The organism is Nocardiopsis sp. NPDC101807 (genome assembly GCF_044766605.1).
GTDB lineage: Bacteria > Actinomycetota > Actinomycetes > Streptosporangiales > Streptosporangiaceae > Nocardiopsis > Nocardiopsis tropica.
The window spans coordinates 147,864-168,914 of record NZ_JBIWMK010000001.1; the positions used below are offsets into that span (position 1 = coordinate 147,864).

Consider the following 21,051-nt stretch of genomic DNA (forward strand, 5'->3'; position numbering starts at 1 on the left):
CCGTCGCGGTCCGCGACGGGGCCTACGCCCGCCTCGGGGCGGCGCAGTAGGCCGCCAGCACCGCCGCTCCCCACACCGCCTGCGCCGCGAGCAGCGGACCGGTCACCCCGGCGGCGACCGCCACGAGCGCGGGCAGGCACCCGAGCACGGCGACGTCGGCCCCGGCCAGCGCCCACACCAGCGGACCGAGCGGCACCGGGCCGAGGGGCGTGTCCACGGCCGGCATCGCGTGCTCGACGGGGCGGCGGCGCGCCATCCGCAGCGCCCCCGCCGCCAGCGCCGGCGCGCACAGCAGTCCGAGGGGCCAGAGGCCGGCGCCGCCGCCGGCGACGTCCAGTCCCGCCAGCGCGAGGGCCAGCCAGGAGCCTCCGAGCAGGGCGGGCAGCACCGCCCGCGCCGCGAGGAGCGCGCGCGGACCCGTGCCCAGCAGCCGCGCGAGCGAGGCGTCCCCGGCGTCCCGGCGCGCCCCGGCGGTCCCCGCCGCGGCGACCGCGAGCGCACCCGCGGCGAGCACGGCCAGTGTCGCCGCCGCGCCGCCGCCCGCACGCTCGGCCAGCACGGGCAGGGCGGCCGAGGCCGCCATCAGCGCGAGCCGTCCCGGCCGCCGCGCCAGCCGCCGCCAGTCCAGCCAGGCCACCGCCGCCGCGCCGCGCAGCCGCGACGGCCACGGGCGCGACCTCAGGACCCTCGACCTCCAGTGGGCGTCCTCGGCGACCAGGGTCAGCGACCCCGGGTCCATGACGACGAACGCGCCCGCCGCGAACCCGACCCTGCGCGAGGACTCCAGCACCGCGCGGGCCGGGATGCGCGCGAGGGCCGCCCAGGCCCGTGCCGTGAGGCCGGCGGCCACGGCGGCGGACGCGGAGGCCGTCGCCGTCCACGCCGCCGGAGGGGCCGACGCGATGCCGGTGAGCACGCCCTGCCCGGGTCCGGCGCCCATGACCACCGCGGCGGCCCCCGCGACCAGGAGGACGGCCACCGTCGCGACCAGCCGGCCGTCCCAGGGCTGGAACGCCTGGGCGAGGACGGCCGCCGCCGTCCCGCCCAGCGTCCACGCGACGCCCGTGACCAGGGACGCGAACAGCCGCAGCGTCAGTTCGTCGGAGGCCCCCAGGGCGCTCAGCAGCGCCAGGCCAACGACCGCGCCGAACGCGGCGCACAGCGCGGCCAGGACCACCGCCGTGCGGGTCAGCACGCTCCGGCGCGGCAGCGGCGAGAGCAGCAGCCACGCCGCGTCCGCGGCCGACACCGCCACGGGTCCGAGCCCGCGCGCGAGGACCAGCGCGCCGGCCAGCAGCAGCGCGACCAGGGCCAGGCCCGCTCCCGCCCGCGCCGGGTCGACGCCGGCGGGCACGCCGGACACCGCCCGTCCGACCGCCGGGGCCGCGAGCACCACCAGCAGTCCCAGGCCGAACAGGGTGATGTACCGGTCGGACCAGGTGCGGCGGCCGCGGTCCCGGGCCCGTACGAACGCCCGGACCTGCGCCACCCCGTTCACGCGGCGGCTCCCAGGGCGACGTGCCGGGCTTCCTCGGCGAACCGCGGGTCGTGCGTCACCATGACCACCGTCCCGCCGCCCTCGGCGTACTCGGCGAGCAGCCCCGCGAGCCGTTCCCGGAAGTCCGCGTCGAGCCCGCGCTCCGGCTCGTCCAGGAGCAGCAGACGGCTGGGGCGCAGCAGCGCCATGGCCAGGGACAGCCGCTGGCGCTGCCCGGTCGACAGCGACGACGGGGCGCGGTCGGCGCAGCCGCCCAGCTCGAACAGGTCCAGGGCCGCCCCCACCTCCAGCCGCCCCGGGCCGTGCACCCCGCGCATCAGCTCCAGGTGCTCCCGCACGGTCAGTCCGGGGTACCAGGTGGGCTCGTCGCCGACCAGGGCGACCTCGCGCCAGAAGCCCGGCTCGTCCACGGGCGGCCGGCCCAGCACGCTCACGCTGCCGGAGGCGCGCTGCAGCCCCGCGAGGCAGCGCAGCAGGGTGGTCTTGCCGACGCCGTTGGCGCCGAGCACCGCCACCACCTCCCCGGGCTCGACCGTGAGGTCGACCCCGCTCAGGACCGGGGCGCCGCCCAGTTCCACGTCCACACCACGGGCCACGATGATCGGTTCGCTCACCGGCCCAGCCTAGGGCTTTTTCGGCGGATTCCGCCCACTGCGCGGCAGAACGGGCGTCCGCCGGCCACGCCCCGGGGCGTGGCCCCGGGGGCCGCGGCTCGGGCGGGTCCCGGACGGGCCCCGCCCGTCCGGGACCGGCCGGTCAGCCCTGCGGGCCGGGGTCCTCGCCCATCGACACCACGACCTTGCCGCGCAGCCCGCCCTTCTCCACCCTCCGGTGGGCCTCACGCACCCTCTCCACCGGGAACACCTCGTCCACCACGGGCACGAGCCGACCCGACTCGACGTACCGGACGAGTTCGATCAGGTCCTCGCGTGAGGGGTTGTTGCTGAAGGGCAGGACCCTGCGGCGGCCCACGGCGGCGGACCAGAGGGTGTCGGCGGTCGACCGCAGGGGGCGCCGGGGGTCGATGGCCAGCGGGAGGTAGCGGCCCCCCGGGGCGCGCAGCCTCCGGTAGGCGCCCGGCTCGGAGCCCACCACGTCGAGGACGACGTCGAACCGGCCCAGGTCCGCTGGCCCGGTCTCACGGTGGTCGAACACCTCGTGGGCGCCCAGGTCCCGGACCCAGTCGAGGTTGCGCCGCCCGGCCAGACCGGTGACGTGCGCCCCCAGGGCCCGGCCGACCTGCACCGCCGTGCTGCCGACCCCGCCGGAGGCGCCGCGCACCAGCAGCCGCTCCCCCTCGCGCAGGCGCGCCTTCTCCACCAGCGCGGTCAGGACCGTGGTCCCCGAGGCCGGGAGCGCCGCCGCCCCGGCCGGGTCGAGGCCGGCCGGGGCCGCCACGACCCTCTCCTGCGGGACCGCGACGAAGTCGGCCGTGCTCCCGAACCCCATGTGCGGCAGGATTCCCAGCACCTCCTCCCCCACCCGTGCGGAGTCGACCCCGGGCCCCACGCCCGAGACCCTCCCCGAGAAGTCGACGCCGAGGCCGCGGGGCATGCGCGAGCCCATGACCCGGCGGAGGCTGCCCGCGCGGATCTCGGTCTCCCCTCCGCCCACGCTCGCGGCGTGGACCCGCACGAGCACCTCCCCCGGCCCCGGCTCGGGGACGGGCACCCGGTCGATCGTCAGGACCTCGGGCGGACCGAACCGCTCGTAGCGGACAGCGCGCATGGTGTTCACGGTGAAACCTCTCCTCGTTGACGGGAATGGCCGACAGCGCACCTTGGTTCCCCGCTACGAACGCCGGGGGGCGGTGCGCGGCCTGTGCCGACTCCCCGACCAACGCACCGGGGCCGCGCCGTGATGGCCCCGGGGACACAAGTGAGAGACGGGAACATGCGGACTTCTCGGATCGGCGCACCGGTGCCGGCCACGGACCCGGACCGCCCGGCGCCGCCGCCGATACGGCGCGACGCCGAGGACAACCGCCGGCGCATCCTGCGGGCCGCCCACGAGAGCTTCCGCGAGCGGGGCCTGGACCTGCCGATGGCGGTCGTCGCCCGGCGCTCCGGGGTGGGCACGGCCACGCTCTACCGGCGTTTTCCGACCAAGGACGCCCTGGTCATGGAGCTCTTCGCGGACTCGGCCGCGCAGTACGCGAAGGTGTTCGACGCGGCCCTGGCCCACGCCGACCCCTGGGGCGGCATGGAGTACGCGCTGCGGCGCTGCTGCATCCTCCAGGTGGAGGGCCGCGTGTGCTCGCCGGAGTTCACGGCCCGGTTCCCCTCCCACGCCGAACGGCACGCCCGCGAGGGCCGGGAGAAGCTGGCGGCGGTGCTGGACCGCGCCCGGGGGGCCGGGGCCGTGCGGGCCGGGATCACCACCGACGACGTGGAGATGCTGTTCGAGGCGGTCGGCGGTCTGGCCGCGTCCGACGAACCCCACCGCCGCGCGCAGCGGCTGGTCAGCCACCTCCTGGCCTCCTTCGCCGCCTGAGGCGCCCTGTGGGCCGCCGGTCCGCGCACGGTCGGCGCGGGGCGGCTGCCGGGGCCGGGGCCGGGCCGCGACGGCGGCGAAGAGGCCCCCGGCGCGACGTCCTGTCGCGCCGGGGGCCTCCGTGTCCTTCGGCCCGCGGGCTACTCGGGGGCCGGTGCGGTCTTCTCCGGCACCAGCTTCAGGCCGACGACCGCGGCGATGATCCCGGCGAGGAAGACGATCTTGAGCGCCGAGACGCTCTCGCCGCCGGTGAACATCGCGTAGAACACGGTCAGCGCGGCGCCGAGGCCGACCCAGACCGCGTAGGCGGTGCCGATGGGGATGTGCTTGGCCGCCCAGCCCAGGCCGGCCATGCTGATCGCCAGTGCCACGAGGAACACGACGGTCGGGCCGGGTTCGCTGAACCCCTCGGACATGCCCAGGGCGGTGGCCCACACGGCCTCGAACACCGCGCTGACGAGCAGGATGATCCACGGCATGTCAGCTCACCGCCTTGAGACCGATGATCGAACCGATGAGCAGCACCAGGAGCAGGGACTTGCCCCAAGTGGCGCGGTCCTTGCCGGTGAGGAACCCCCACAGGACGGTGAGGGTGGCGCCGATGCCCACCCAGACGGCGTAGGCGGTGCCGGTCGGCAGCGAGGTCATGGCCCAGGCCAGGCCCGCCATGCTCGCGACCAGGGCGACGGCGAACAGGAGTGTGGGGCGCCATCGGGAGAAACCCTTCGACGCGCCCAGGGCGGTGGCCCAGACGGCCTCCAGGACCCCGGAGACGACGAGAACGAACCATGCCATGGACAAGCCCCTTTCGAGGCCGTCTTGTCGTGGCGCGGGTACGGCTCCCTCGTCCGCTGACCCGAGGAGCGGGTCTCGACCCCAACGTACAACATCGTCCCAGGCCGGTGCCGTGAGGGTCGTCACGACACGTCCCCCCGCGAACCTGTGACGAGATCCCGTGCGACGGGACCGGTGCGGGGCCCGCCGCTTCGCCGTGCGCTCGGCTCCCGCCGACCTGGCCACCAGGTCGGGGGCGACTCGTGGCCCTTGGTGGCGATATGCCGCGCCCGTCTTCGCGTCTCAGCAGCTCACAGGGTTTTCAGGCCCGAGGGCGGGGGATCCCTGTGGCGTAGGCACCCCGCTCGACACGCTCAGAGGAAACCGATGCGCATCCTCTTCGCCGCCCTCGCCCTAACCGCCGCCGCCCTCAGCGCGTCGGCCGCCCCCGTAGCGGCCGCACCGCCACCGCCCCCCGGGGCCGAGTACATCACGGAGGAGATGTGCAGGAAGGGCGGAGGCGTCGTCAAGGAGAGCGAGGCCTCCCCCAGCGGCCTGATCTGCGAGGGAGGCCGTTTCGACGGCTTCTTCGTCCACTGACCGGACCCCCGCGCCCCCCTCGGGGCCCCGCGCTCCCCCGCGCGGGGCCCCACCCCTGTGCACCGGGACGTGCACCGGGCCGGGCACGTTGCCGGTCGGAGCACTAGAACGGCCATGTCCTCAGCAGGAGAAGCGGAAAGGGGGCCGCCAGTGCGAGAAGGGGAAAGAAGGCCGTACGCGACGATCCCTCGAAGCTGAGCCACAAGAACATCCGGTGCAGCAGGAAGCCGACGGCGAACCCCACCAGGGACACCGTCACGTTCAGGGCAGTGAATCCCTCGATGGAAACGAGGGAGAACGGCAGGGCGAAGTAGAAGAGACCGGCCACCGAGGCGGAGGTCGCCCTGGTCGCCCCGAATTTCCGCGAGCCACCTCTGGGCACCCTCCTCCTGACCTCGATCGCAAACGCGACAAGACTCGGGAGAGTCGTTATCAGGAGCAGCGCCCCATAGACCGCCGATAAAATGGCGAACGCCATCGCGGGGCGGATGTCGGAGGATATGCTCCAAGGAAAAAGGAGAAGCAGGCAGGCGTGAAGCCCACCCCCGCACAGGACCCTGCCCCCTGCTGCAACGACAATCATGCCTTCCCCCGCACCAGGAACCCACAGCCGGGCCCCGCACGTCCGAACATTGTCATCGTCCGAAAGGAAAGAAAGACGAAGCACCGGGAGAGCGGCACAGAAAGGGGTTTTCCATTTCCACCGGATCCGGGCGAAGACTTCTCGCAAAATTACTACCCTCTGCGACACGCGTCAAGGGGGCCGGAACTTCCGAACCACGGAACAACTTCACCGAAGAGGAGCACCGCCCCAAGAAACTGCAGGCCAGGGCGCATGCAGGTTTTCGAGAAATATCCCTCTCCACACAAGGGGGTAGGGGAATTCACATCAATGTTCTTCGCGGGCCGGAGAGAAACCGCATGCGCACAGGTCAGCAGGTTTCCGCCTCAAGTGGAAGACGAAGCCACCGCTGTGTCGGCCCCCTCGTCATACGGGGCGCCGGCATCACCGAGGAGGAACAGTGACCCACAGGTCCGAGGCAGTGGCGCCAGGGGCGAAAGCATCCGATGTGGCAACCCATGAGAAGTGGGTTCCGTCAACCGCCGCCGCGATGGGAGCGGCACTCGATCGCATGGTCGCCGACCGCCGGACCCCGGGCGGCGTGGTCGCGGCGGGAAGTGTCGGCGGCGCCGTCACCGAGTACGCCGCGTCGGGCACGACAGGGGTCGGGGGTTCCGTGGCGCCCGGGCCGACGACGTTCTACGACGTGGCCAGCCTGACGAAGGTGGTCGCGACCTGGCCCTTGGTCGGCCGAGCGGTGTCCCACGGGCTCCTCGACCTGGAGGCGCCGGTGTCCGACCACGTCCGGACGCCGATCCCCGGACCGGGCGCGACGGTGACGGTCCGGCAGATTCTCACCCACACCTCGGGGCTCATGCCCGCGACCCGACTGGACCGGTACACGGGCGACAGCCGGGACCTGGCCGAGATGATCCTGTCCGAACCCCTCGACACCCCGGGCGAGCACCGCTACATCAACCGCGGCTTCATCCTGCTCGGCCTGCTGCTGGCCAGAGTGCACGGAAAGTCCCTCCGCGCCCTGGTCGACGACCTCGGCGCCGGCCTCGGATCAAACGGTTTCCGTTACGGGCCGTTCCTCGCGGACGACCGCGTGGCGCCGACCGAGCGACGCCTCGTGGGCGGCTGTCCACTGCACGGGGTGGTTCACGACGAGAACGCGGCCGCGCTCGGCGGCGTCGCCGGACACGCCGGGGTGTTCGCCCATGCGCAGGGGCTGGCCGAGCTGGCACACCACTTCCTGAGCGCGCGGCAGGGCCGGGGGCCGTTGAAGGACATCGGCGCCTATGTCGGGGACTCCTGGAAACCGGCTGTCCGGGTGGACGCGACCAACAGTCGCGGGCTGGCGTGGCTGATCACCGACACCGGACTCGTCCACCACCGGGGATTCACCGGAACCGGGATGTACCTCGACCCCGCCACCGGGCGGTATCTGGTGGTGCTCACCAACGCGATCGCCTATGGGAGGGAACGGCACGGGCTCGCCGAACTGCACGCCCTGGCACTCGCGCAGTTCGACGGCTAGCCACGGAGGGCGGCCGGGGTCGGAACGCCCGGGTACGTTCTCCCCGGGAACGCGGCCCGTCGGCTTCCCGAGTCGCAGGGAGCAGGAATGACGGGAGGCTGCGTCGAGCCGTTTCAGTGCCCGGGATTTATCCCCGCGTGCGCGGGGAGCAGTACTGGTCTGAGCAGGCTCGTCGGCCGGTGCGGGGTCCATCCCCGCGTCTGCGGGGAGCAGCGCCGACTGGCTGACCGGAACGGCTGCCGGTGTAATGCGAGGGGTTCCGCCCCGGATGATCTTGTACTTATAGACGATCTCGGCGCCGAACCTCGCTATAGGTACAAGATCATCGCGAGGGGGCGAGGTGTCAGAGCGGGTTGAGGCGGGCCTTGAGCAGGCAGAACTCGTTGCCCTCGGGGTCGGCCAGGACGTGCCACTGTTCCTCCCCCGTCTGGCCGATGTCGGCCGGGCGGGCGCCGAGCGCGAGAAGCCGTTCGAGCTCGGCGTCCTGGTCGCGGTCGGTGGCGTTGACGTCGATGTGGAGCCGGGGCTTGCCTTTCTCCGGCTCGTCCCTGCGGCTGAGGATGATGGTCGGCTGCGGACCGCCGAACCCCTCGCGCGGACCGATCTCCAACGTGCCGTCGTCCTCGCGGTCGAGCACCACGAAGTCCAGGACCTCGCACCAGAACCGCGCCAGCACCTCGGGGTCGCGGCAACCGAGCACGAGCTCACTGATACGACATGCCATGAACGCAACCCACTCTCATCCCGGGAACCGCCGGGGAGGCCGCGCACGAATCCGGTGCGCGCCCCCGGCGAGACGACCCGGCGACTGTACCGAACGGGACGGGCGGGGTCCAGATGTTTTCGGGGCCGCCCAGGACCAGCTGTCACCTGCGCCTTTCAGACCTGCTGCCGAGTCCCGCGAGGCGGCCCCGACCCCGGGGCGCTACTGCCCGTCGAGGACCCCGGGGGTGTCGTGCAGGACGACGCTCTGCCTGAGCGGGACCCGCCCCCGGTGGAAGGCGTTCACCGGCGCGGTTGGGTCGGCCGTGCCGAAGGAGATGCCGAACAGCAGTTTGAGGTCCTCGGGGACGCCCAGGAACTCGCGGACGGTGTCGGCGTAGAACCCGAGGATGGTCTGCGGGATGCCCCCGAGCCCGCGGGACGCCAGCGAGAGCAGGAAGTTCTGCGCGTACATGCCGATGTCCCCGGCCGTGCGCACCCCGTCTCCGATGACCGGCATGAAGAGGAAGGCGGCGTGCGGGGCGCCGTAGAACTCCAGGTTCTCCCGGACCGCGAGTCTCCTGCCCTCCCGGTCCGCGCGTTCGATGCCCCGGGCCCGGTAGTGGCCCGCGGCCTGGGCCTGCGCCCGCTCCTGGTAGACGCCGTCCCCGTAGTCGGCGGTGAAGTCGGGGGAGGTCCGCCCCTCCTCCTCGGCCCGGAGCAGTTCCTTGCTGAGGGAGTCCCGAGCCGCGCCCGAGACGACGTGCACCGTCCACTGCTGGGTGTTGCTGTTGGAGGGGGCCGTCTGGGCGTCCTCCAGCACGCCGCGGATGTCGGAGGGGGACACGGGGGCGGGCAGGAACTGGCGGGGCGAGCGCCGGGCGAGCGCGATGTCGGTGAAGGGTGAGGCGGTGGTGGGCACGGCGTCTCCTCTTGGCGGTGCTCGTCTTCCGTGGGGCACAGCCGTGCCCCACGGGGTCGTCGCAGGTGGGTCGTGTGTCAGCGGTGGAGCGAGCGGTTGAGCTCGACGGTCTCCTCCAGCGTGGGCGCGGAGGTGAGCGCGGCGAAGCGCTCCATCACGCGGTCGCGGTTGCGCCGGGCCCCGTCCCGGTCGGCCGCCGCGAGGGCCGGTCCCAGGTCTTCGAGGCCCAGTTCGGTGCAGTAGGCGGGCGTCATCGGCTGCTGGCGCCAGGAGTCGGCGAGCGTCCCGGCGTCGTAGGGGTCGAAGCCGCTCTCGTCCACCAGGCGCAGGCCCACGCGTCGGGCCTCCGGGGAGTCGGCCGCCACGGGAAGCGCGATGCGGCCCGGGGTTCCCGCCGGAACGCCCTTGGTCTGCAGGGTGCCGGCCAGGGCGGCGTTCCACGCCTTGACGACGGGCCGTCCCAGCTGCTCGGCGACCCACAGGCTCTCCACCTGGCCCTTCTCCACCGCCTCGACGGGGCCGCCGAGGTGGGGGAAGTAGTTGGAGGTGTCGATGACCACGGTCTCGTCGGGCACGGTGGCCAGGAGGTCCGCCAGCGACGGGATCCGTGTGAAGGGGACGGACAGGATGACCACGTCCTTGCCCTGGACGGCCTCGGCCGCGGTCACCGCCTCCGCCCCGTGCTCCAGCGCGGAGGCGTCGATCGTCTCGGGGCCCCGGGAGTTGGCGACCTGGACGTCGTGTCCGCCCGCGCTGAACGCGCGCGTCAGCGTCCGTCCGATCTCCCCCGCGCCGATGATGCCGATTCTCATGGTGTGTCCCTCTCGAAGGCGCGCCGTCCCGAGGCGGGTGCGGCGCGGTGTGATGGGCGGCCGGGCAGGCGGGAGCGCACGGCCGCCGGGACGGCCGGCGGCGCCGGGAGGCGGTCGGGCGGAAGGCCGGCGGCCTACTCCTCGCCGTCCTGTTCCCGGTATCCGCTCTCGATGAGTGCGCGCAACCGGTCGAGCGACCCCTCGTCGGTGGTGCCGGTCCCCCTGATCCAGGCGACGGAGACGGCCGCGAGGTAGAGGTCGTACCCCTTCACCGAGGGGCGTGCGTGCCCCGCGAGCTGTGCGGCCCGCACGTACTCGTCGGTGGTGGCGATGAGTTCGTCGCAGGGGATGGTGAGCGGGTTGTCCGGTTCCCGCTCCCGGGCCGCGGCCATGAGCGGTTCCGGCAGCCCGCTGAAGGCGCTGAAGTACTCCTCCAGGGCCCGCAGCCACTGCCGCAGCGCCTCGGAGGCGTCGCCGAGCAGGGCGATGTCCTCCTGGCGGGCCACGAGTTCCTCGGACCGCGTCTGCAGCACGGCCGCGAGCAGTGCTTCCCGTGTGGGGAAGTGCCGGTACAGCGTGGCCGGTCCGACGCCCGCCTCCTTGGCCACCGCCTCCAGGGAGGCGCCGACCCCGGCTCTGAGGAAGTGGCGCTGCGCCGCTTCGAGGAGGGCGGCGCGGTTGCGCTGGACGTCCGCCCGGGGTTTGCGCCCCTGCTGCCCCTTGGCGCTCATACGCCCCCCTGACCTGGGTGTTTCCGACTTATCGAAAAAACGGAGGCTGCCTCCGCACAGGAGCGAGCTTAAAACGGAGGCAGCCTCCGGTCAAGTCGCCGCCGTCGGTCCGCCACCGTCCGGGCGTCCCGAACGGTCCACGCGCGCAGGTGCGTGCCACCCGTGGGCGCCGTGTCGACCAGGACCGTGGCGACCAGGACCGTGGCGGAACGGGTCCGGCCCGCGCCGGAGGCGGCGAACAGCCCTCCGGCCCGCCTCCGCGGGTACGGAGGCGGGCCGGAGTGTTCGCGTGTGCGGAGGCCGCGGAGCGTGGTCACTCCATACCGGAGACGGCGTCGCAGAGCAGGTCCACGGCCGCCTGGACACGGTCCGTCTCGCCGAGCGTCTCCTCGGTCTCGGCGGCCGCGGGCAATACCTCGACCTCGACGACGAGGTTGTCCATGCGGTACAGGGCGTGTCCGGAACCGTTCGCGGCGCCGCTGAGCGGGAGCCTGCCGTCCGGGCAGGTCGCGGACTCGGAACCGTCCGACTCCGGGCGGCTGTCGTAGAAGTAGGACGTGGCGGCCTCGGTGCCGTTGTCCTTGCGGATCCCGTCCACCTGGCTGGTGAAGACGGTGGTGCGCAGGTCCACCTCGTGTCCGGACGCGGCCCCGTAGCCGGGGGTGACGACGCACTCCAGGCCCTCGGCCCCGTACGCGTAGGAGTGGTCGGCCTCATAGACCTCCAGGCCCTCGCCGTTCCCGGCGATCTCGCTCGCGGCGTCGGTGTCCAGGAGTTCGCACGGACCCGGCGGGGAGGCGTGGACGTCCTCAGGGCCGAACCAGCCGAAGTAGTACGCGCCGCCGAAGCCGGCGGCCGCCATGACGAGGAGGAGGACGGTGGCGCAGCCGCAGCCGACCCAGGCGAGGGTCCTGCCGACGGAGCCCTTCTTGGGAGGGGTTTGTTGTGCGGGCGGCTGCCCGGGACGGGGGTGGCCGTGCGGCTGTCCGGTAGGAGGCCGGGGGCCGGGTGGCGTCTGCGGTCCGGAGTGCGGTGGAGAGCCGGGGGGCGGCCGGTGACCGGGCCGAGGCGCCTGGTTCTCGGGCTGTCGGGGAGGGCGGGGACCCTGGGGAGGCGGGGGGCCGGGTTCGTGCATGGTGGGTACTGTAGCCACGCCCGACGACGGGACCGGGGGACGCGGCCGGCCTGCTCCGGCCGCATCGGGGTGGCCTGTGCGGGTTCCGCGCGCCTTCGCGGTGGTGCTCGTGCCGCCCCGTCCGCTCATCGGGGACACCGGCGAGGTACGGCCGTCATGAGGCGGGAGCGGGTTCTCCACCATCGCACCGGTAAGGAACAGAGCCGGTGAGTACCTCCCCGAGGACACTCCGGCCGAACCGTCGGGCGCTTGGAAGCGTTCGCGCGAACACCCGTGGGGATTCAGCCGTGGGCGGCCGAGGAGAGCAGCGGAGAGGGAAGGGTGAAAGACCGTCCCCACGGAGGCTGAGGTGTGGGCGGAGCTCCCGGAGCACGAGAGACGCGGGGAGCTTTGGCCCCGGTGGGGTGGCCCGAACACGGGCAGCCCGCATCACCTCCGCTTCCTGTGGTCGGAGCGGTTCCGTGGCCTCACACCCGGTCCCGGGCGGCCTCCCTCAGCTCATCGGCACCCCGGCAGCCGTCCAGATCCGCCATGAGGTGCCGCAGCCGTACCTTCGTGGTCTCCCGCAGCCCGGCTGCTGGAACCGTCTCCAACACACGGCGCTGGCCCGGGGCGAGCTCGTGCTGTGCGACCGCTACACCGCCTCCTCTCTCGTGCTCCAGGCCGGGCTGGACGAGGTGCCCGAGTCCTTCGTGCGGGAGCTCAACCGGTTCGCCGAACCACCCGATCTCCAGGTGGTCCTCACCGCTCCCGGCGAGGAACTACGTGCCCGGCTGGCGGTGCGCGGATCGCACGGCCGGTTCGAGGACGACCCGACCGGTGTCACACGGGAGATTGCCCTGTACGAGAGGCTCTCCGCCCAGCTCACCCGGGAAGGGCTCGTCGTGGAGGTGGTGGACACTTCGCCGGGGGTGGAAGAGGTGGTGTCGCACCTGGCCGGCCTCATCGGAGCGCTATGGTCGCAGGGCCGAGCCGCCGTCTGAGAGGACCACCGACCGTGCCGTCGCCCTACACCAGCGTCGTCGACGTCCACGTCATCCTGTACCGGGAGGGCGAGATAGCGCTGCTGGAGCGGCAGAACACCGGGTACTGCGACGGAATGCTCACCGTGCCCGGTGGTCACCTGGAAGAAGGCGAGCCCGCCGACCAGGCCGCGACCCGGGAAGCAGGAGAGGAGGTCGGGGTCCTCATCGACCCCGGTCACCTCACCCTGGGTGCTGTGGTCCACCACCTCCAAGAGGCCGGACACGCACGGATGGGCCTGTTCTTCGTGGCCACCCGGTGGGAGGGCGAGCCACACAACGCCGAACCCGACAAGGCGGGAAAACTGGTGTGGGCGGATCCCCGGACCCTGCCGTCGAACACCATCGCCTACCCCGCGGCGGGCGTGCGGGCCTGGCTCGACGGGATCCGGTTCGTGCCGCACCACTGGTGAGGCCCTCAGGACGCCACGGCGCGCACGAGGGTGTCGTAGGTGTCGGTGGTGCGTTCCAAGGCCACGTCGAGTCCGCGTGCCCACGCGTCGAGTTCGGCCTGGACCGTCAGGCCGTCGCGGTCGTCGTCCACCAGCAGTTCCAACTCGACGAACGCGCCGACGCCCTCGACGACGTCGACGCACACCCCCACCGGCCCGGCGGCGCCGGAGCGCCGGTGCTTCACGATGCGCACCGTGGGCTCGTAGCCCAGGACCAGCAGGGCGCCGTGCATCTGCTTGCGGTCGGCGACGACGGTCTCGTACTCGGCGCACTCCATGGAGTTGGCCAGCGGGGTCTTCGTCGTGAAGACGTGCACCCCGCCGCTCAGGGTCCGCAGTCGGGCGAAAGTGTGGCCGACCTTGCCCAGTGCGGGTTGCCACCCGGCAGGGGCGTAGGCCTGGTCGTCCTGGAGCATGGGGTCTCCCAGGTCGACTCCGGCGCTCTTGAGCGCCAGAAGTAGAGTCTCAAGATCCTGCACCCGATACTTCGTTTCGATCTCGCGCATCAGTAAGCCCCCGGTAACACACCGTCGTCACTGTTCTCAGGAGGGTACCGGTGCCACCTGGGCCGCGAGTTGTTTTCCCGCACCGATCACGGCCCGGAAGCACTTGGCCCCTCGGCGGACGGACCGTGCGTGCGGCCGACCCGGCGGATCTCCTCCAGCGGATACGGGATCTGCCTGCTCCGCCCCCGGAACTCGCGGTGGAAGTCGGACACCACGGCGGCGACGGGCGCGTGCCGGGCGATGACCGCTGCGGCCCCCTCGGGGAGTCCGGTGGGGCGCTCGCCCCGCGCGTAGGAGCGCACCCGCTCCTGGCGGCCGTCCCGGTCCTCCGCCTCGAATCCGCACAGGGCGGTGACCAGCCAGTTCACCAGGTACGTGGCGGTGTAACAGCGGTCGTAGGACTGATGTCGGCCGAAGAAGTCGGCCTCCTCCGGCGACAGCGCGAACCGGGAGGAGAGCGCGAGGCCGTAGTCCGCGAAGTAGAGGCGCCGGCCGTCGGTGAGGATGTTCTCGAAGTGCGCGTCGAAGTGCAGGAGCCCCCGCGCGTTCATGAACGAGGTGGTGGCCTCCAGTCCTCCCTCCACCATGGCGCAGGCCCGGTCCACGGCATCGTCGCCGGCTGCGACCTGGGCGCCCAGCCACTGGTGCAGGTTCTGCGGGATGTACTCCAGGAACAGCGCGATGCTCGCCGAGGACCGTTGAAGCGCCTCGATCCGGCGGCGCACCTGCGATCCGCCGCCCCAGTAGGCGACGGCGCGTTCGACGTCGGCGAGTTCTCGGGGCAGGGGCGTCGCATCCGGCAGCACCCGCCAGTGGTACATCAGGGGGAAGCCCTCGTGCTCCGCCGCGAGTACCCAGTTCGTCGTCATGGTGTGCACGGCGAGCTCTCTCCAGGCCCCGAAGCCCGGACTGCCGATGGCGCCGGTGCCGTACTGGCAGAAGGCGGGCAGCTCGAACAGGTTCGCCGTGGATCGGACGTGTTCGGGCTGTCTCTCCAGGTCGGTGAGGGGCACCCTCTTCACGAAGACCGGCGTTCCGGCGATCTCCAGCAGGGCCGACGTCCCGCCGATGCCGGATCCTAGCGGCACGGCCGTGTCCACGAGCTCGCGCAGGGCGCGATCGCTGGACAGGGCCAGGGACGTGGAGACCGCGCCGTGGGCGGCGAGACGCGCACCGTGCGACATGTCGGGGACTTTCACTGTTCCTCCGCCGGGACGCCGGTCCCGATCCTGTGACGGTTGCACGGCCGAGCCGGGCCGCACCCGCTTTCCACACGCAACTCTTCGGTCCGGCCCCGGGGCGGGGACGGGGTGCGGGGACGGGGCGTGGTTGCCCGATCGGGTCCGGATTGCGGAACCGCAGGTGCGGTGCGCTCTTCACTGGCATGCTGATCACGCAAGGTCACCAACGGGCTCGGAGAGTCACCATGAAGCGCATGTACGCCACTGCGGCACTGGCCGCCGCCCTGCTCGCCGCCCTCGCCGTCCCGGCGCACGCCCAGGGTCGCGCCGAGTACGACTGCACGCACATCTTCCCCCGGGGCGGCGACGTCCGGGCGACGGGCTGCATCGGCAACGGGGAGGGGGCCGGCTCCATCATGTCCCTGGCCAACACCGACGTGTTCGAGTGCCGGAACGTGGAACTCGTCGACGCCAGCATCGTCGGCACCGGATGCCAGAAGACTGCCTGGATCGACGCCGCGCACGGTCACGACCCCATGGCGTGAGACGGCCCCCGTAGCGCACCGTCGCAGAGGCCGACCCTCGGCTCCGGGGCCCGGCCTCTCCCGGAGTGACGCCCCCTGCGCGAGGTCGGCCTCCGACCGGCCGCGAGCCGACACGGCACCGGGCACCATGCGTCCTCGCGCAGGGCCCGGTCAAGTTCGGGCTGTGCCCAGGGACAGCGCGCGATCCTGCATTTCACAGGTTTTCAGTCCTGGGAGCACCTGCAATAGATGGATGCTGCAGCGACGGGGCAATGTTCCCTGTGCGGCGACGGTCAGAGCGAGGGGCCGTTCTGTGGTCTCACACCCGGTCCCGGGCGGCCTCCCTCAGCTCATCAGCCCCCTGATGTCCGTCCAGGTCCGCGATGAGGTGCCGCAGCCGTACCTTCGTGGTCTCCCGCAGTCCGGCTGCTGGAACCGTCTCCAACACACGGACGCCCAAGCCGACCGCCTCTTCCTTGTCCCCCTCCGCCGCCTGGGCACGTGCCGACACCACCGTGGCCGCAGCCCATCCCGGTGACCCCGCCCGCTTCAGTCCGGCCGAGTTCGAGGCATGGGCCACGGCCCCTGCCGGGTCATGCCCCAGAGTGGCCTCTGCGAGGTGCAGCTCGAACTCGGCCCGATCGAACCCGAACCTCCCCGGCGCCTCCTCGGCGGTGTCCATGTGCCGGCGCGCGGTGGCGGACGCCGAACGGACCCCTTCGGTGTCCCCGAGTTCGGCGAGACCGCGCAGACGGCACCACGCGGTGATCTGGGCCCGCCGCACCGGGGTGTCCGCGAACCGGGCGGCCTGGTCGGCCAGCTCCACCGCGTCAGCTGCCCGGTTCTGGCCCAGGGCGACCATGGACTGGGCTCCCAGCGCCCACCCCGTCAACCACCGGTCACCGACCTGTTCACCGACCCTGGCGGCCGTACCCAGGTGGATGAGGGCGCCGGCCGCGTCCCCGGTGTGGTGGGCGAGGTTGCCGAGGAGCGCGGACATCCACCCGAGTGCACGCCGGGTGTCGGTGTCGTGGTGGCCCATGAGGAGGCTGCGGCAGCGGGCGACCTCGGCGGCCAAGGCGCGAGGCGGGTAGTCGCTGTACCGCAGCTCGTAGAACACCAGAGCCTGGTGGGCGAGATCGCGTGCGCCCGCGCCGGGGCCGGTGAGATTGATGCTGTCGGCGACGGCTGAGAGTTCGGGGTACTCGGAGGGCATGTGGTGCTCCTGTCGCGGCTGCGGTATGCGGCGACCGTACCAACCAGCGACGGGGGTGGGCAGGGGAACACCCAGGCGTTCCGGAACGACCCCGTACACACGGGCGAGGGCGTGGATGTAGTCGGGTCCGGGGCGGGCGTGGCCGTGCTCCCACCGGCACAGCATGGCGGTGGACAGCCCCGGTGGGGCGAGCCCGTCCGCCCGGTACAAGTCCGCTACGGCCTCCACGACGTGGGGACGCGACCAGCCGTAGGCGAGCCGCCATGCCTCCAACGGAGCGACGGGGAGATCCCGGCTGATCTGCGCGACGATCGCCGGAACAGGCACACCGTGGCGTTGCCGGGCGGCGCGGATACGGGAGGCTTCACGGGCGATCTGGGCACGGGTGGTACGGGTGACCTTCACGTCCGTCTCCCAAGGGGTGGGGTACGTGGACGTACCCGGGCCGGGGTGGGCCCAACATTGCCGCCACGGTCAATGTGTGCTCACCACGACGGCATTGATGAGAACTCCGGTGGAGACGTTTCCTGGAACCATGCCCGGCGGGATCACGCCCGCTGGGGCCCGAAGGGACAGCCAGCATGACGTCGATCCCCGTAACCCCCATCACCACACGTGACCCCCACAGCTTCGTCGCCCCTGACGTGTGGGACCGCCAGATCCTCCTCCTCACCCGCGACCACCCCTGGGACGCCGTCATGGCCGACAGGTGCTTCGGACAGGCCGTCGCCTACCTGATCACCGCCATGGAGAAGTGGGGGCAGGGCCTGGAGATCGGGTGTGGCCCGCTCGTGGACATCGCAGTGCACGGGTTCATCCTCGACACCCGTAACTATCGACAGTTCTGTGCCACCCACTTCAGCGGGAAGTTCCTGGAGCACGTCCCCGAGATCGAGTTCAAGTACGACGGGACCGTGGCCAAAACTGCTCGCATCCTTCAGGAGAACGGGTTCGCGGTGGACTGGCCGCTGTGGGACCGCGACGCGTTGCAGTGCAGCCCGTGCGCCCCCGGCTCGAACTGCCACTGACCTCAAGGCCGGGAGTCGGCGCCCCCGTGGGCGTCGGCTTCTTTCGTTGTTCCCCTGCCGTCCCAGCTGTGGCGTGGCTACCGTGGTGCGGGTTCTGCAACCCGAGTCGCGAGGACCACCGCCATGCCCGATGCCACCACGGACATCCCGAGCTACTGGGACAGGTACGCCCGGGGCGTCGCCCCGCAGGACCCCGGCGAGGTGTTGGCGTCGGCGGGGTGGACCCAGTACCCCGGGCACGGTCCCGGGTTCGAGCTGTTGGGGGACGCCGCCTCCGCGTTGGAGCTGGGGTTCGGCCGGGGAGCGGCGGTCGCGGCGCTGGCCTCGCAGGGGGTGAAGGCGACCGGGGTGGACCTGGCCCCGGCGGCTGTGGACCGGGCCCGCGAGCAGTGGGGGCATCTGGGGACGGAGTTCCACCACGCGGACGCGGTCGAGTTCCTGACGGGCGCGGACCAGCGGTGGGAGGCGATCTACTCGGTCTGGGGCGCGGCCTGGTTCACCGAGCCCGGAACCCTGTTCCCGCTGGTCCGTGACCGCTTGGAGCCCGGGGGACGGTTCGTGTTCTCCTGTGCGCCGGCGGTTCCCGGTTCGTACGGGGTGCAGGGCATGTACGGGGCGGGGTTCAACGGACGCCGGGTGTGGGTGTACCGGTGGGCGTACGAGCCCGAGGCGTGGGAGGAGATCCTGGCCGGGCACGGGTTCCGCCAGGTGCGTGCGTGGGAGGAGCCCGCACCGGAACCCGATCACGTGGGAACGCTGATCGCCTCCGCCGTCCGGTGACACCGGTGGCTGGTCAGGCACAGGTAGGAAGAGGAGTGGCTGAAGGCGAGGTCGGCGACCGCGACCCGCGATGAAGCGGACTGGACCCGCTGGGTACAGGCGGTCCCGCCCATGACGCCCGGACGGGACCGGCTCTGTTCTCGATGGCTACCGGCCACGCACCGCCGCCAGGAGGGCGGTCCACTCGGGGGCCGGGGCCGACAGGTGGCCGAGCGGTCGGTTCCGTGTGTCGCGGACACCGGTCACCGGCCCCTCCGCGACTTCCACACAGTTCGCACCGTTGGCGCTGTAGCTGGACTTGTGCCAGGTCTCGGTCACCAGGCGATGCTGCCTCGAAGAACGTTCGGCCATAACGTGCCACCACTCTCAGCTCGCGTCAGTGATAACACCCGGTCCCTACCCCCATGACGGGACCAAGGATCGCGAATCGACGCAGTTCGGGTGGCCTGGTTCGGCCACCGCGCCGTGTGAGGTCTTCGGTCCTGGTGAAGCACCCTGCCCCCGGGTAGCCTGAACCCGCTGAACAGAACCGGTCCCGCCCATTACGCCTGGGCGGGACCGGTTCTCTTTTCAGTGACTACTGTCCGCGCACCGCAGCCAGCAGGGCGGACCACTCGGGGGCCGGGGCCGACAGGTGGCCGAGCGGTCGGTTCTGGGTGTCGCGCACCAGGACCGTGGCCTGGTCACTGCGGGCCTCCACGCAGTGCCCCCCTTCGGCGTTGCTGTAGGTGGACTTGTTCCAGTCCTCAGTCATCATGTGATGCTGCCTCGTATCTCTTCCATGCGGAGTCGTGACGCGGTCACCGGTAGGGCGGCGCCCCTCAGCTCTGCGAATATCCGCTCGTAGCTTGCCACAACGTCAGGCTGCTTAAGCGACAGGCCGGTTCTCTGGCTTTCGATGTACACGAACTCACCAGAGCCAGGCACCTCCATCAGCGTAAATGAACCGCCCAGACCGGGATGTCCCTCTGCATCGATCGGTACGACCTGGAGGGTGGTACGCGGGTGATAGGAGAGCTTGACGAGATGGTCGATCTGGGCTCGCATCACGTCGGGGTCTCGGAACCGCCTACACAGCACTACCTCGTCCAGTACCACGGTGAAGGTCGGCGGTGAGGGCCTATGAAGCACCTTCTGTCGGAGGTGTCGACCTTTGACAATCTGTTCGATCTCTTCGGAGCTGGCCTCGGGCCTGAGCTCATTGATAGCTCGTACGTACTGCTCAACCTGGAACAGTCCTGGAACCAGACCGTGCGAGTAGTCCCGAATGACACTGGCGGACTGTTCAGCCTCGGCAGCCTCACGAAAATACGAGGTCATCCCGACTCCAGAGAAAGCCGCGTCCCAGAAGTCCACGAGGGCCCCGCGAGCGGCAAGCGCATTGTCCAGGCGCACCACTACGTCACGCCGCGTCCCCTTTTTCCCCTGCTCGATATCACTGATCAGACTCTGTGACACCATCGCGGCGGCAGCAAGTTCCTGCTGCGAGAGACCTGCTTGACCTCGGGATTTCTTGAGCAGCTTCCCGAAGCGACGCCCCGCCGCCGCCTGCCCATCACCTAGGACCTTCATCCCACCACCTACTTACCTCAATACATCACCATCGATAGAAGTTTTACCTTCCTGAGTGATAATCCTAGACCGAGCTGGGCGTCTGTTGGCAAGGTCTGTGGTGAAGCAGTTGCAGAAAACTCCCCACATGAATCAGGTGGGAGTTATAACCTTTTTGTCCATTTGAGCAGATTTGGGACAAAACGGTTAAAAATCCAGAACACAAAGAGCCTCGGTGACCGAAGTAGAGAGCGGCCACCGAGGCAAATGCCCCACCTGTCCTGAGAAGACACGAGGTGAAGCAAATGCAGCCTACCGCCACCCCGGCACCGAAACCAGATCCCGCTTCCGGGCCCGCCGTACCGTATCCGCACCGGATCGGGTTCACCGAGCCCCACCGGCACGGCATCCTTCTCGGCCACGAGCGCGACTACACCGCCCTGTCCAACTGGGTGCACACCGTGGTCCCCCGCCGTCCCAGGCGCAACGCCCTCCAGGTGGCGCGGGCCCTGGTGTCGAACGCGCACCGGCACACCCGCTCGGGGGACCCCGGCGGGACCGTGCGGGTGGTCGTCGACGTCAACCCGTTCCTGGTCACCGTCGCCGTGACCGACGGCGGCCCCCTGGGCGGCACCGCCGTCCCCTGTCCGTGCCTGGGCGACGCCCACCGCTCCCCGCTTCCCGGCCTGCACCTGGTCGACCACCTCGCCGTGTACTGGGACTGGGAATGGGAGTGGAAGGGCACCGCCCTGGGCCCGCTGACCGTACGCGCGGTGATCGAGAACCCCTGACCTGCGGGACACCGTCCCCGGCCGGAGCCCGCCCCTCCCCCGGCCGGGAACCCGTCCCCCTCGCACCACACGCCCCCGGGCCGTACACCCGGGGGTTCCCCGCCCGGTGCCTTCGCACCGGGCCGCGGGGGGCGCCCCCCAAAGGGGGGGCGCGGGCCCCCCCCCCCCCCCCGCCGGGGGGGGGGCCGCCCCCCCCCCCGCCCCCCCCCCCCCCCCCCCAACCCCCCC

26 protein-coding genes and 1 riboswitch are annotated in these 21,051 nt (G+C 71.7%); of the genes, 9 read left to right on the plus strand and 17 right to left on the minus strand.

The window, feature by feature from the left end:
• Nucleotides 1–22: 22 nt before the first annotated feature.
• The 3 genes from ACIRPH_RS00665 to ACIRPH_RS00675 form a co-directional block, all read right to left on the minus strand.
• Nucleotides 23–1,498, minus strand: a complete 1,476-nt coding sequence (locus ACIRPH_RS00665; RefSeq protein ID WP_402907651.1) for a DUF6297 family protein — start codon at nucleotides 1,496–1,498, stop codon at nucleotides 23–25.
• Nucleotides 1,495–2,112 (minus strand): ATP-binding cassette domain-containing protein, encoded by a 618-nt coding sequence (locus ACIRPH_RS00670; protein WP_402907653.1) that lies wholly within the window; start codon nucleotides 2,110–2,112, stop codon nucleotides 1,495–1,497. The genes ACIRPH_RS00665 and ACIRPH_RS00670 overlap by 4 nt, the downstream gene beginning before the upstream one ends.
• Before the next feature lie 142 nt (nucleotides 2,113–2,254).
• Nucleotides 2,255–3,226, minus strand: a complete 972-nt coding sequence (locus tag ACIRPH_RS00675; RefSeq protein WP_402909420.1) for an NAD(P)-dependent alcohol dehydrogenase — start codon at nucleotides 3,224–3,226, stop codon at nucleotides 2,255–2,257.
• Nucleotides 3,227–3,391: 165 nt separating this feature from the next.
• Here ACIRPH_RS00675 and ACIRPH_RS00680 point away from each other — a divergent pair, with 165 nt between their 5' ends.
• Entirely contained in the window at nucleotides 3,392–3,991 is a 600-nt protein-coding gene (locus ACIRPH_RS00680; RefSeq protein WP_402907656.1) for a TetR/AcrR family transcriptional regulator, read from the plus strand.
• A gap of 140 nt (nucleotides 3,992–4,131) precedes the next feature.
• On the opposite strand, the gene ACIRPH_RS00685 is transcribed toward ACIRPH_RS00680, so the two are convergent.
• Together ACIRPH_RS00685 and ACIRPH_RS00690 are read right to left on the minus strand one after the other, a co-directional pair.
• Nucleotides 4,132–4,470 (minus strand): DMT family transporter, encoded by a 339-nt coding sequence (locus tag ACIRPH_RS00685; protein WP_402907659.1) that lies wholly within the window; start codon nucleotides 4,468–4,470, stop codon nucleotides 4,132–4,134.
• 1 nt (nucleotide 4,471) lies between these two features.
• On the minus strand, nucleotides 4,472–4,786 hold the full coding sequence (locus tag ACIRPH_RS00690; RefSeq protein WP_267949634.1) for a multidrug efflux SMR transporter: 315 nt from the start codon (nucleotides 4,784–4,786) through the stop codon (nucleotides 4,472–4,474).
• Between the two features lie 12 nt (nucleotides 4,787–4,798).
• Nucleotides 4,799–4,865: riboswitch (guanidine-III (ykkC-III) riboswitch) on the minus strand.
• 287 nt (nucleotides 4,866–5,152) lie between these two features.
• Here ACIRPH_RS00690 and ACIRPH_RS00695 point away from each other — a divergent pair.
• Nucleotides 5,153–5,365, plus strand: coding sequence for a hypothetical protein (locus ACIRPH_RS00695; protein WP_402907663.1), 213 nt, complete (start codon nucleotides 5,153–5,155; stop codon nucleotides 5,363–5,365).
• A gap of 103 nt (nucleotides 5,366–5,468) precedes the next feature.
• Here the strand turns inward: ACIRPH_RS00695 and ACIRPH_RS00700 are convergent, their stop codons facing one another.
• Nucleotides 5,469–5,948, minus strand: coding sequence for a hypothetical protein (locus ACIRPH_RS00700; RefSeq protein ID WP_402907666.1), 480 nt, complete (start codon nucleotides 5,946–5,948; stop codon nucleotides 5,469–5,471).
• Between the two features lie 529 nt (nucleotides 5,949–6,477).
• On the opposite strand from ACIRPH_RS00700, the gene ACIRPH_RS00705 reads away from it, so the two are divergent.
• Entirely contained in the window at nucleotides 6,478–7,470 is a 993-nt protein-coding gene (locus ACIRPH_RS00705) for a serine hydrolase domain-containing protein (protein ID WP_402907669.1), read from the plus strand.
• A gap of 343 nt (nucleotides 7,471–7,813) precedes the next feature.
• On the opposite strand, the gene ACIRPH_RS00710 is transcribed toward ACIRPH_RS00705, so the two are convergent.
• The 5 genes from ACIRPH_RS00710 to ACIRPH_RS00730 all read right to left on the minus strand — a co-directional run bounded on the left by ACIRPH_RS00710 (nucleotide 7,814) and on the right by ACIRPH_RS00730 (nucleotide 11,499).
• The gene (locus ACIRPH_RS00710; RefSeq protein ID WP_267949628.1) at nucleotides 7,814–8,194 is read right to left on the minus strand and encodes a VOC family protein; all 381 of its coding nucleotides are present in this window, start codon (nucleotides 8,192–8,194) and stop codon (nucleotides 7,814–7,816) included.
• A gap of 201 nt (nucleotides 8,195–8,395) precedes the next feature.
• On the minus strand, nucleotides 8,396–9,094 hold the full coding sequence (locus ACIRPH_RS00715; RefSeq protein ID WP_402907674.1) for a nitroreductase: 699 nt from the start codon (nucleotides 9,092–9,094) through the stop codon (nucleotides 8,396–8,398).
• 77 nt (nucleotides 9,095–9,171) lie between these two features.
• Nucleotides 9,172–10,137, minus strand: a complete 966-nt coding sequence (locus tag ACIRPH_RS00720; RefSeq protein WP_402909423.1) for an NADPH-dependent F420 reductase — start codon at nucleotides 10,135–10,137, stop codon at nucleotides 9,172–9,174.
• Nucleotides 10,041–10,637, minus strand: a complete 597-nt coding sequence (locus ACIRPH_RS00725) for a TetR/AcrR family transcriptional regulator (RefSeq protein WP_402907677.1) — start codon at nucleotides 10,635–10,637, stop codon at nucleotides 10,041–10,043. The genes ACIRPH_RS00720 and ACIRPH_RS00725 overlap by 97 nt, the downstream gene beginning before the upstream one ends.
• A gap of 313 nt (nucleotides 10,638–10,950) precedes the next feature.
• Nucleotides 10,951–11,499 carry a hypothetical protein gene (locus tag ACIRPH_RS00730; protein ID WP_402907679.1) on the minus strand — a complete coding sequence of 183 codons (549 nt, stop codon included), beginning with the start codon at nucleotides 11,497–11,499 and terminating at the stop codon, nucleotides 10,951–10,953.
• A 734-nt stretch (nucleotides 11,500–12,233) separates the two neighbouring features.
• On the opposite strand from ACIRPH_RS00730, the gene ACIRPH_RS00735 reads away from it, so the two are divergent.
• Together ACIRPH_RS00735 and ACIRPH_RS00740 are read left to right on the plus strand one after the other, a co-directional pair.
• A complete protein-coding gene (locus ACIRPH_RS00735; RefSeq protein ID WP_402907681.1) occupies nucleotides 12,234–12,755 on the plus strand; it encodes a dTMP kinase in 522 nt (173 codons plus the stop codon).
• Nucleotides 12,756–12,769: 14 nt separating this feature from the next.
• On the plus strand, nucleotides 12,770–13,207 hold the full coding sequence (locus tag ACIRPH_RS00740) for an NUDIX domain-containing protein (protein ID WP_402907684.1): 438 nt from the start codon (nucleotides 12,770–12,772) through the stop codon (nucleotides 13,205–13,207).
• A gap of 5 nt (nucleotides 13,208–13,212) precedes the next feature.
• Here ACIRPH_RS00740 and ACIRPH_RS00745 read toward each other — a convergent pair whose 3' ends face one another.
• The gene (locus ACIRPH_RS00745; RefSeq protein WP_402907687.1) at nucleotides 13,213–13,752 is read right to left on the minus strand and encodes a class IV adenylate cyclase; all 540 of its coding nucleotides are present in this window, start codon (nucleotides 13,750–13,752) and stop codon (nucleotides 13,213–13,215) included.
• A gap of 86 nt (nucleotides 13,753–13,838) precedes the next feature.
• Nucleotides 13,839–14,936: a hypothetical protein gene (locus tag ACIRPH_RS00750; protein WP_402907690.1), complete on the minus strand. Its 1,098-nt coding sequence runs from the start codon at nucleotides 14,934–14,936 to the stop codon at nucleotides 13,839–13,841.
• Between the two features lie 251 nt (nucleotides 14,937–15,187).
• Between ACIRPH_RS00750 and ACIRPH_RS00755 the strand changes: the two genes are divergently transcribed.
• On the plus strand, nucleotides 15,188–15,478 hold the full coding sequence (locus ACIRPH_RS00755; RefSeq protein WP_402907693.1) for a hypothetical protein: 291 nt from the start codon (nucleotides 15,188–15,190) through the stop codon (nucleotides 15,476–15,478).
• A 298-nt stretch (nucleotides 15,479–15,776) separates the two neighbouring features.
• Here the strand turns inward: ACIRPH_RS00755 and ACIRPH_RS00760 are convergent, their stop codons facing one another.
• Complete coding sequence (locus ACIRPH_RS00760; RefSeq protein WP_402907696.1) at nucleotides 15,777–17,078, minus strand: helix-turn-helix domain-containing protein; 1,302 nt, start codon at nucleotides 17,076–17,078, stop codon at nucleotides 15,777–15,779.
• A gap of 176 nt (nucleotides 17,079–17,254) precedes the next feature.
• On the opposite strand from ACIRPH_RS00760, the gene ACIRPH_RS00765 reads away from it, so the two are divergent.
• Complete coding sequence (locus ACIRPH_RS00765; RefSeq protein WP_402907699.1) at nucleotides 17,255–17,701, plus strand: glycine-rich domain-containing protein; 447 nt, start codon at nucleotides 17,255–17,257, stop codon at nucleotides 17,699–17,701.
• A 123-nt stretch (nucleotides 17,702–17,824) separates the two neighbouring features.
• Nucleotides 17,825–18,481 carry a class I SAM-dependent DNA methyltransferase gene (locus ACIRPH_RS00770; RefSeq protein ID WP_402907702.1) on the plus strand — a complete coding sequence of 219 codons (657 nt, stop codon included), beginning with the start codon at nucleotides 17,825–17,827 and terminating at the stop codon, nucleotides 18,479–18,481.
• Nucleotides 18,482–18,628: 147 nt separating this feature from the next.
• Here the strand turns inward: ACIRPH_RS00770 and ACIRPH_RS00775 are convergent, their stop codons facing one another.
• The 3 genes from ACIRPH_RS00775 to ACIRPH_RS00785 all read right to left on the minus strand — a co-directional run bounded on the left by ACIRPH_RS00775 (nucleotide 18,629) and on the right by ACIRPH_RS00785 (nucleotide 20,053).
• Complete coding sequence (locus ACIRPH_RS00775; protein ID WP_402907705.1) at nucleotides 18,629–18,799, minus strand: DUF397 domain-containing protein; 171 nt, start codon at nucleotides 18,797–18,799, stop codon at nucleotides 18,629–18,631.
• Between the two features lie 259 nt (nucleotides 18,800–19,058).
• Nucleotides 19,059–19,238 (minus strand): DUF397 domain-containing protein, encoded by a 180-nt coding sequence (locus tag ACIRPH_RS00780; protein ID WP_402907707.1) that lies wholly within the window; start codon nucleotides 19,236–19,238, stop codon nucleotides 19,059–19,061.
• Complete coding sequence (locus ACIRPH_RS00785; RefSeq protein WP_402907710.1) at nucleotides 19,235–20,053, minus strand: Scr1 family TA system antitoxin-like transcriptional regulator; 819 nt, start codon at nucleotides 20,051–20,053, stop codon at nucleotides 19,235–19,237. The genes ACIRPH_RS00780 and ACIRPH_RS00785 overlap by 4 nt, the downstream gene beginning before the upstream one ends.
• 284 nt (nucleotides 20,054–20,337) lie before the next feature.
• Between ACIRPH_RS00785 and ACIRPH_RS00790 the strand changes: the two genes are divergently transcribed.
• Nucleotides 20,338–20,823 (plus strand): ATP-binding protein, encoded by a 486-nt coding sequence (locus tag ACIRPH_RS00790; protein WP_402907713.1) that lies wholly within the window; start codon nucleotides 20,338–20,340, stop codon nucleotides 20,821–20,823.
• The last annotated feature ends 228 nt before the right edge of the window (nucleotides 20,824–21,051 follow it).